Genomic DNA, 2,500 nt, shown 5'->3' on the forward strand with positions numbered 1-2,500 from the left:
AGCGCGTGCTTTGCAAGCATGAGGTCGTCGGTTCGATCCCGTCTGGCTCCACCACTCGCTTTGCTCGCGGTGTCGCCATCCGGATTGTCCGGTTTGTCCGTCCGCGCTGCGGGCGGACGGGCTGGCTCCACCATCGTAGCCGTCCTCGCGCAGCGTGGCGAATTGCATGTCAATTCGAGGCGAAGATGCCCGAGCGCCTACGGTGCGAGGGCCGCGGATGCCGAAAGCGGCTCCACCATCATCCAAGCAAGAAGATAAAAGTTTGCGACGCGATCGAACGCGGTCGATGTCGCCTGTTCCTCAACATCGTGAAGAGAAGACGGATCCTGAAGGGTCGTGTGAAGCCGAGAGGTTTTGTGCGGTTCTGTCGGATCGGGGCAGAGAGCAAGGGTCATCTCCTTGGTCTCGTCATGATTGTCCCGGTCGTAGGATTGGCAGCGCCTGACCGCCTGCCATCGGGGTTCGTCTCGAGAAGCTGGTCTTTCGTTGGTTGGTTTTGACGCATGAAACTTTCCGCCTGCCTGACGGCAGTCGGGGTCATGCTTTGGGCCAGCCAACAGCAGGCACCATGCAGGAGCATCGTGACGGTTGCACGCCGAAGCGATGTGAGTGGTGTCTGAAAGAATGAGATCGACGATGTTCATCTCTCTCATTTGTAAAAGGCAGACGGAAGGAACGCCACCGAAGCATCGATGATGCTGAGGCGAGGCCGACCGGCCGTCGGATCGCTTGCGATCCGCGCCCTGTGCAGGCGTCAATCCCGATGGATTGACGGCGTGAGCAGACAAATTTGATGAGCATTGGCGATGAGAATGATCAAGTGTCTTAAGGGCATTTGGTGGATGCCTTGGCATGCACAGGCGATGAAGGACGTGATACGCTGCGATAAGTCGTGGGGAGCTGCGAATAAGCTTTGATCCGCGAATTTCCGAATGGGGAAACCCACCTTTGATGCCTGGTAATTCTAAACCGATCTTCGGGTCGGCTTAGGTTACCAGGTATCTTTAAAAGGTATCTAACTCTGAATTCATAGGGGTTAGAAGCGAACCCGGGGAACTGAAACATCTCAGTACCTGGAGGAAAGGACATCAACCGAGACTCCGCTAGTAGCGGCGAGCGAACGCGGACCAGGCCAGTGGTCTTTAGAGAAAGAAGCCGAACACGTTGGAAAGCGTGGCGAGATTGGGTGACAGCCCCGTAGGCATAATGTTCTCTTGAGATCCTCGAGTAGGGCGGGGCACGTGAAACCCTGTCTGAAATTGGGGGGACCACCCTCCAAGCCTAAGTACTCGTGCATGACCGATAGCGAACCAGTACCGTGAGGGAAAGGTGAAAAGCACCCCGACAAGGGGAGTGAAATAGAACCTGAAACCGAATGCCTACAAACAGTGGAAGCCCGCAAGGGTGACCGCGTACCTTTTGTATAATGGGTCAGCGACTTAGTCTGGCGAGCGAGCTTAAGCCGATAGGTGGAGGCGTAGCGAAAGCGAGTCTGAACAGGGCGTTCAGTTCGTCGGATTAGACCCGAAACCGAGTGATCTAGCCATGAGCAGGCTGAAGGTGCGGTAACACGCACTGAAGGGCCGAACCCGCATCTGTTGCAATAGATTGGGATGACTTGTGGCTAGGGGTGAAAGGCCAATCAAACTCGGAAATAGCTGGTTCTCCGCGAAATCTATTTAGGTAGAGCGTCGGATGAACACTCCAGGGGGTAGAGCACTGGATGGGCTAGGGGGACTCACCGTCTTACCAAACCTAACCAAACTCCGAATACCTGGAAGTGCTGTCCGGCAGACACACGGCGGGTGCTAACGTCCGTCGTGGAGAGGGAAACAACCCTGACCACCAGCTAAGGTCCCCAAGTCATGGCTAAGTGGGAAAGGATGTGAGACTCCCAAAACAACCAGGATGTTGGCTTAGAAGCAGCCATCATTTAAAGAAAGCGTAACAGCTCACTGGTCTAAATAAGGGGTTTTGCGCCGAAAATGTACCGGGGCTCAAGCCATGCACCGAAGCTGTGGGTTCATCTCTTTGAGGTGAGCGGTAGCGGAGCGTTCCGTAGGCCGATGAAGGAAGACCCGCGAGGGCTTCTGGAGGTATCGGAAGTGCGAATGCTGACATGAGTAACGATAAAGGGAGTGAGAGACTCCCTCGCCGAAAGTCCAAGGGTTCCTGCTTAAAGTTAATCTGAGCAGGGTTAGCCGGCCCCTAAGGCGAGGCCGAAAGGCGTAGTCGATGGGAACCACGTAAACAATCGTGGGCCTGGTGGAGAGTGACGGATCGCGTGTGTCGTCAATCCTTATCGGATTGGTTTGGCGGCGAAGCGGTCCCGGGAAATAGCCCCACCGTATAGACCGTACCCGAAACCGACACAGGTGGACTGGTAGAGTATACCAAGGCGCTTGAGAGAACTCTGCTGAAGGAACTCGGCAAATTGCACGCGTAACTTCGGAAGAAGCGTGACCTCCAATGACGCAAGTTGTTGGGGGTGGCACAGACC

The 2,500-nt window shown here is 55.4% G+C and carries 1 protein-coding gene, 1 tRNA gene and 1 rRNA gene (2 of these 3 cut by a window edge); 2 read left to right on the forward strand and 1 reads right to left on the reverse strand.

The annotated features are described in order from the left end of the window. Positions 1-54 (forward strand) — tRNA-Ala (locus SMD10_RS24640); it begins 22 nt to the left of the window's first position. 143 nt (positions 55-197) lie between these two features. Here the strand turns inward: SMD10_RS24640 and SMD10_RS24645 are convergent. Continuing rightward, entirely contained in the window at positions 198-644 is a 447-nt protein-coding gene (locus SMD10_RS24645; RefSeq protein ID WP_331688378.1) for a hypothetical protein, read from the reverse strand. 170 nt (positions 645-814) lie between these two features. Here SMD10_RS24645 and SMD10_RS24650 point away from each other — a divergent pair. Beyond that, positions 815-2,500: ribosomal RNA gene (locus SMD10_RS24650) — 23S ribosomal RNA — on the forward strand; it runs 1,118 nt beyond the window's last position.

Source organism: Consotaella aegiceratis (assembly GCF_036541425.1).
GTDB lineage: Bacteria > Pseudomonadota > Alphaproteobacteria > Rhizobiales > Rhizobiaceae > Consotaella > Consotaella aegiceratis.